Consider the following 7,651-nt stretch of genomic DNA (forward strand, 5'->3'; position numbering starts at 1 on the left):
TCTGGATTTTAATTATGCTGAGGTACTTAATCGGTTCTTCTTAATTAATTACAAAATTAATTTTGTAATTAATTTCTATTGATGTTTGCCGAACCATAGAATTGATTGAAGATGATTAGAGAAGTTGGTTGTCACTGATTTGAATAGGAATACGGAGAGAATTAAATCTTGGATTCATGCGATCGCAAATTTCTTAAAGTTGATACTGCAAGTAGGCAAGATGAAATTTTGCTGATTAGCCGCATTGCCGAACAGGATCAAACAGCCTTGTCATTACTATATGATCGCTATTCCCGCATCATTTATACGATCGCCTATCGCATTCTTAACTCAGCGGAGGAATCCGAAGAGATCGTTTTGGACGTATTTACTCAAGTATGGAGAATTGCCAAAAACTATAATTCCCAAAAGGCAAGAGTAGATACATGGCTATTCATGTTGACCCGTAGTCGTGCTTTAGATCGGTTACGCAGTTATGCAAGGCTTGATAAAGCAGTGGCTATATCGGAGGATGCCATCATGATGAAGCCCCATACCGATAGCCCTGAGGAGGATGTCTTGATCCGCGAGAGGCGATCCTATGTAACAACTTGTCTGAGTGAAATTCCCGATGATCAACGTTTAGTTTTAGAACTAGCTTATTTTGGTGGGCTCAGTCATAGTGAAATTTCTGCAAAAACGGGAATCTCCCTTGGCACTGTCAAAACCCGCATTCGTCTGGGGCTGAAAAAGTTGCGGGAATTGATTGGTGATGAGTGGTCTAGTTTCTAGGGAATATTGGTATCAATCGTAAATATTAGGATCTAACCTGCATGAATCAAGAAGAAATTAATGAACTGCTTGCATTGGCGGCGATTACAGCCATCTCTCCTCCCGAAATTCAATCCATAGAAGAACTTGCCACGGCTTCTCCAGAAATCGATCTCGAATTGCGATCGCTGCGTAATATTGTTTCGACTCTTGCCTATAACGAAAAACCTCTAGCGGTTCCTGCTAGTCTCAAGCACAGGCTATTCGATCGCATTCAGACACAAGCCAACAGCTCAGACTTTATTGCCCTGCGATCGGAAGATCGCCAATGGCAACCTCACCCCATCGAAGGTTTATTGATGGTGGTATTAAAACGCGATCTAGAAAAAAGGCAAATATCATCTTTAATTCGTGCGATTAAGGATGTGGAGTATCCAGCTCATCACCATAAAACGGGGGAAGAAATTTTGATGTTAGCAGGCGAGCTAATCGATCGCGGCGTGACCTATCGGGCTGGCGACTATCTATACTCGGAGGCAGGCTCCCAACATGCCCCAGTAGCGATCGCAGGCTGTATGTTTTTTGTGTGCACTTCCATAGATGATGCTTTTATAGCTACAGTTACTTGAATTAGGACAAATCAAACCCCAAGAATTGAGTGGCGGCGCGAAGCGCCGCCACTCAATTCTTGGGGTTTATGTCCTAGTACATTTGGTGATAGCTATGAAATATAAAATCCAAAAAGCTGTAGCGCTCGCTACGCGAGCGCTACAGCTTTTTGCCCCGAATGGAATAGTCCAGCAGTTCCATGGGATGCATGAGTGGAGTATTTTTATTTTGCAATTTTAAATGTTTGCGAATTTGGGTAATGCAGCCAACATTGGCGGAAGCAATTAACTGAGCGCCAGTATCGGTGAGATTCGTTACCTTCATTTCTCCTAACTCATGCCCGACCTCAGGTTGCAAGATGTTATAAATTCCCGCACTACCACAACAAAGAGCCGCATCAATGGATTCCTTTAGCTGAACATTTGGAATTTGGCGTAGCAAACGGCGGGGCTCAAGACTAATTTTTTGTCCGTGCAGCATATGGCAGGCATCTTGATAGGCGATCGCCAGAGGGCGATCCTGTAAAGGGGAGAGCTTGGCAGTGAGCCCAACGCGATCGAGAAATTCCTGTACGTCTTTTACTTTCTGCGAAAATAGCTCTGCTTTGGCAGCATAATCAGGATCGTTTTTTAAAATATGCCCGTATTCCTTGAGAGTATGTCCGCAACCCGATGCGTTCACCAATATTGCGTCGAGATTTAAATCGGCAAAAGCATCGATAGTTTGTTTCGCAAGTTCCAAGGTTTGCGCTTCCTGACCTTGGTGATGGGACAAAGCACCACAACACCCTTGCATTTTTGGGACTACTACTTCGCAACCATTTGCCGTTAACACACGCACCGTGGCATTATTCACCTCTGGCAAAAATACCCGTTGCACGCATCCCAATAACATGCCTACGCGATAGCGCTTTTCACCTTTTGCCGCAATAACTTCAGGAAAATTATCTTGAAATGATTGGGGCGTGAGGTTGGGCAGGAGTGATTCCATTGCTAGAATCTGCTTGGGCAATAGTTTTTCTAGCCAACCCAGTGATCGCTGTAATTTTTGTAAACCTAGTTTTTGGTAAGCCAATAGGGGCGCAAGTAAAACCCTGAGCCGTTTGGGATAGGGAAAAGTGGCAAAAATAAATTTTCGTAATAATTGCTCAGGTAGCGATCGCGGATGATTTCTTTCCGTTTGGGCGCGTGTCGCTTCGATGAGTTGGTCGTACTGCACGCCCGAAGGACAGGTAGTGACACAAGCCAAACATCCCAAACAGGAATCAAAATGCTGGGCGATCGCTGGAGAAAGAGGTATCTCGCCCTCATTAATACCATCCATCAAATAGATGCGCCCCCTTGGAGAATCAGTCTCTTTGCCAATGACGCGATAGCTCGGACAGGTAGACAAGCAAAAGCCACAATGAACACAGGCATCAATTAATTGTGGATTGGGCGGATTTTTGCTGTCAAAGGCTGGAAACAGAGAATCGCCCCTCAAGTCAGTATTTCGGTTCTCAGAGTTTGGCTGGTCGGAAACTTGCATATTTACTCGTGAATTGACTCGTGAATTTACAAAAGAAAGCTTGTATAGCAAAATCCCAAAACCCATTTATAGAGTTGTGGCGCTTTGCGCCACAACTCTATAAATGGGTTTTGATAAAGGTTTTTTGGGATTTTGCTAGCATAACTGGATACCGCTATAGGTAATGGATAAAGGCAAATATTTGCTAAAGGCACAAATAAGGCAAAAATCACGAAAACATCCGATCAGGACTCAATAGACTTCTCGGATCGAACTGTTGGCGAATTTTGCCCATCAAATCGCTGGCATTACCCGTATATCCCCATACATTAGTTTTAAATTTCAGCTCTTGAGGGGCTTCGAGAATTGTCAAAAATCCTTGGTGAGCTTCAACAAGGCTTCTAACCTTAGCGATCTGGGTCGCGATCGCCTCTAAATCCCCAACCTCCTCTACCCGTAAAATGCCTAAGCCACTACCTGTATGGATTTGGAGGTAATAGGATTGACTATCAAAGATTTGTTCGCATTGCTGAAGAAAGGTCACGCTAACTGAGGGCAGTATGCCTAATTTGCAAATTACATAATCTCCATTGTCAGTAGACGGAGTCAAAGCTGGAGATAAATTTCGCAGCTCATCTTGCCAGATGAGGATCTCTAGCAATTCCCAAAATTCGCAAGTTTCACCCAGTACCTGTACTTCTAAATTTAGTTCCTTGGCAAGGGTCGCTAGGCGATCGCCCTGCGCGATTACGCTAGCTTTGAGACTGGAAAATTGCATTACTAAGCCCATCGCTTGCCCCAACCCCAGATCGGTGATCGCCGTTGCCGATAGTAGATCGCAGGCAGTGGGTGTAAGTACGGAGGTACTAATTTGTTGTTGAGCGGTGGCGATCGCTTCGGCAGTACCAGTAAGTACGACAATCTGATTATATTCAGGTAAGGGATAAAGTCGAAAGGTAATACTGGAGACGATCCCCAAAGTGCCGTAAGAACCCGTTAGTAATTTCATCAAGTCGTAGCCCGCGACATTTTTGACGACACGACCTCCTGCCTTGACCAATGCGCCATCCGCGCGGACAAACTCGATCCCCAAGCACATGTCCCTCACACTGTTATAGCGGTGGCGTAATGAGCCCGAACTGCCCGTCGCTAGAATCCCGCCCATAGTCGCCTCGGCAGCATAGGGCGGATCGATCGCTAAAAATTGTCCCTGCTTAGCAAGCAGGGCTTGCAAATCCCGATACTTAACCCCCGCCTCAACCGTAACCGTGAGATCGCCAACACAATGCTCGATCGGCCGATCGAGCATTGCGGTACTGACAACTAGATCCGCTCGACTTACTAAACCACCCCAATCTAATTTAGTCGCACTGCCACAGGGCAAAACCCGCAAACTGTAATTGCAAGCTAGGGTAATCGCCGCAGATAATTCAGCGATCGTTTGCGGATAAATCACGCAAGCGGGAGGCAAGCTATCGGGAGCGAGACTATTTACAATGCGACGATGCAAATTTGGCTCTAGTCTCTCAAATAAAGACACATTATCCTTACCGATTAGGTCAGTGCATAATGCGATCAGTTCGTTATCACTAATTCTCACAAGCTTAATGTCCGTAGGTGCGCGGGTATACCACCAAGTGCTACCCCAAGAGATCGATATTATACCAATTCCCAAAATGGCGTTGCCATTTTGGGAATCTCAAGACCTTACTGGGTTTGGTGTTGAGCGCAAAGCGCTCCCATTAAAACAGGCGTTTACTACCATCAGGTCGAATCGTACCCCAATTAGTTTTAGCTTGGGATAGTTGCTCGTCGGTAATTTTCGCTCCTTTTAAATCTGCCCCACAAAGGTTAGTGCCATTTAAATTGGCTTGACTGAGATAGGCTCCCTTTAAATTCGCGCCACTTAGATTTGCCCCCGAAAGATCTGCCTTGCTCATATAAGCTGATTGGAGATTTGCCTCACGCATATCAGCTAAAATCATGGAAGCACTGCCCAAATCCGCCTTAACTAATACAGCGCGTTGCATTTTTGCTTCCCGTAAATTGGCACTATTTAATTTTGCTTGTGATAGATTTGCGCCTTGGAAACTAGAGTTGGATAAATCACTATGACAAAAGTCCGCCTCAACTAATTTGGAACGGCTCATCACAATGCCTGAAAGCGTTGCACTACCAAAGGCTGCCTTAGAATAGTCTTGGTTGGCAAAATTACGTTTGCCTTGGTTGTATTCGACAATTACTTTTCTTCCCCCTTTAATTTCTCCACCACCGACACGGCTAGCACCAGCGCGGGTATTGCCAGTAGTCATCATCCCAGTATTGTCAAACTGCGTTCCCTGTGTGCCACTGCCATACTTTTGGGGTTGGATCCGTGAGTTAGGGATCTGGGTGGTTGAGGGTCTCACAGTTACAGAGGAAGGGGGAGCCGAAGATTGATAATTTGCCGATGGAGTTACAGCTTTCGGAGGTTCTTCCGAAATATTGCCAGATTCTAAGGCGCGTAGAGCTTCTTCCGCCGAACGAAATCGCTGGGCTACGGATTGCTGTAGCAATTTCTCGAAAACTACCCTTAAGCGATCGCTCAGTTTGACCTGCGATTTCCAATTGATCTCGCCTGTATAGGGATCGTGGGGCAGATCTTTAGGCGATCGCCCTGTCATCAGATACAGACAACTCATGGCGGTCGCATACAGATCGCTAGAATATACAGGTCGCATCGCCATCTGCTCGGGTGGTGCAAAACCTGGCGTACCGATCGCAAAATTTGTAAGCAAACCACTCGGATCTTCTTCCGCCGATGGCTTATTGACTTGGCTCGAAACCGCACCAAAGTCAATTAACACTAACTGTCCATCCTGCTTGCGCCGCATGATATTTGCAGGCTTAATGTCTCGATGAATCACCCCGTTTTGATGCATAAACCCAAGGGCAGGGAAAATCTCAGTAAGTACCTTGCGAATTTCAATTTCGCTAAACACTCCGCGTCGCTCAAATTCCTGCTTCAAGGTTTCGCCATCGACAAATTCTTGAACTAAGTAAAAATTAGCGTCTTCTTCAAAATAATCTAGTAAACGCGGGATCTGCGGATGACTGCCGATTTTCCCAAGGGTAAAGGCTTCACGCTCGAATAACTCCCGCGCCATTTTCATGACACTGGCGGATTGGGTATTGGGGCGCAATTGCTTGATGACGCAGGATGGAAATCCTGGCAACCCTTCATCGGCAGCCAGAAATGTTGCCCCAAATCCACCTTTGCCCAGTGGACGGCTAGCTCGATAACGGTTTCGCAGCTTTAAATGAGAACCACAGGAAGCACAACTAATGGCAAATGGTTCGTTATTTGGATTAGCACAGTTTGGATTAACGCAATAACTCACGGTTGATCGAAAGCCCAAGTAATGGTTGATCAAATCAAGTTGCAGGATTTGTAACAGTTAATATGCCACTAATCTGCGGATGTACATAACTTAAATCAATCTCAAAAATTCTGGGAACTTTTTATGCTTGTAAGATTTGCAAATTTTTAGATGTAAATCTTACAAATCATAGAAGATTGTTTATAGAGTAAATGACGATAAATTGAAGTTGATTTGGATAAATTTCAGAAATAGACTCAAAAAATAGACTCAAAAAATAGACTCAAAAAATAGACTCAAAAAATAGACTTTTTAATTTTTTTAGATTGATTTATTAAAATCAATCTAAAAATCATCATTATCTGTATTCTCAGTATTTGGATATGCTGAGGGTCTGTTCGGTCTCCGTCTACGCCCAGAAGCAGCGGTGTCTTTGCCAGATTCACTATTAAAGTTATCAGACTCTCCGTTGCGATTTCTTGGACGTTCCCCATTTATATTATCACTGCTAGGTCTTGGGCGACGTTTGGGATTAACAGGACGAATATCGCTTTCGTCGATATCAATCACCGAATCATTGGTACCAGTGTCTCCGCGTTTGGGACGACGGGAACGGCGCGAATCCGTCGTATCTCCCCTTAATTCGCTAGCCTCAGCCCCATTGGATAGGGAACCACCCATGCGGCGGGATGTTGTATTGCGATCGCGACGGGGCGCAATCTCACGAGTGGGATCGATCTCAACACGATAATCAGAACCAATGGGCTCTTCATCGTCAACTAGGGGGCTAGATGGTGCTCTCCTAGCTTGATTCGCTAGAGCTTGACGCAATACCAAAGACTCCACTGCAAACCAACCTGCAAAACCGACAACCAGCACTTGGGCTAGTTGGGTAGTAATTTCCATCCGAAAATTAAAGGCTAGTAGGATGATGCCATAAACCAAGGCGATCGCGGAGAAAAAGATGTCGTGGTCGCGGGCTAGTTCGGGGCGAAAGTTTCGCACAAAATATAAACCCACGCCTCCTAAAGCGGCAACAATTGCCAAAAGTATCATTAGCGGGTTGCCACCGATGTTGATCATGGCTCTATATTTCTCCTAAATACCTGCATTTTGTCGCTATGTAAGCGGTGTTTTGAGTGGACAATCTTTACGTCAGTATAACAATACAAAGCTATACACTGATGCCAATTTACACTATTAACAGCAATTTTCATGTCCATCCTAAAACATTAACGGGAGGGCTGATTTGGTTACTATTTGTCTATTCAGACATTAAAAGCCCTGCAATGCAGGGCTTTTAATGTCTGGATATAGCTATAGCCAAATAAGTTAAGACATAGAAACCAGAAGAGTGTTGCGGCGCTTAGCGCCGCAACACTCTTCTGGGTTTTGTTTTTGTCCTAACATAACTGGCTACTGCTATA

General features: G+C 44.9%; 6 protein-coding genes. 2 read left to right on the forward strand and 4 right to left on the reverse strand.

What is annotated here, in order from left to right; all coding sequences use genetic code 11:
* Positions 1-168: 168 nt before the first annotated feature.
* Both AC805_RS05790 and AC805_RS05795 read left to right on the forward strand, forming a co-directional pair.
* Positions 169-771: a sigma-70 family RNA polymerase sigma factor gene (locus AC805_RS05790; protein ID WP_055074534.1), complete on the forward strand. Its 603-nt coding sequence runs from the start codon at positions 169-171 to the stop codon at positions 769-771.
* A 41-nt stretch (positions 772-812) separates the two neighbouring features.
* The gene (locus AC805_RS05795; protein ID WP_055074535.1) at positions 813-1,379 is read left to right on the forward strand and encodes a cupin domain-containing protein; all 567 of its coding nucleotides are present in this window, start codon (positions 813-815) and stop codon (positions 1,377-1,379) included.
* Positions 1,380-1,518: 139 nt separating this feature from the next.
* Here AC805_RS05795 and AC805_RS05800 read toward each other — a convergent pair whose 3' ends face one another.
* The 4 genes from AC805_RS05800 to AC805_RS05815 form a co-directional block, all read right to left on the reverse strand.
* On the reverse strand, positions 1,519-2,886 hold the full coding sequence (locus tag AC805_RS05800) for a (Fe-S)-binding protein (RefSeq protein WP_055074536.1): 1,368 nt from the start codon (positions 2,884-2,886) through the stop codon (positions 1,519-1,521).
* A 208-nt stretch (positions 2,887-3,094) separates the two neighbouring features.
* Complete coding sequence (locus AC805_RS05805) at positions 3,095-4,540, reverse strand: FAD-binding oxidoreductase (protein WP_231662455.1); 1,446 nt, start codon at positions 4,538-4,540, stop codon at positions 3,095-3,097.
* Between the two features lie 67 nt (positions 4,541-4,607).
* Positions 4,608-6,245, reverse strand: coding sequence for a serine/threonine-protein kinase (locus AC805_RS05810; RefSeq protein WP_055074539.1), 1,638 nt, complete (start codon positions 6,243-6,245; stop codon positions 4,608-4,610).
* Positions 6,246-6,569: 324 nt separating this feature from the next.
* A complete protein-coding gene (locus AC805_RS05815) occupies positions 6,570-7,307 on the reverse strand; it encodes a Ycf66 family protein (RefSeq protein WP_055074538.1) in 738 nt (245 codons plus the stop codon).
* Positions 7,308-7,651: the final 344 nt, after the last annotated feature.

Source organism: Pseudanabaena sp. 'Roaring Creek' (assembly GCF_001402795.1).
Classification (GTDB): Bacteria; Cyanobacteriota; Cyanobacteriia; order Pseudanabaenales; family Pseudanabaenaceae; genus Pseudanabaena.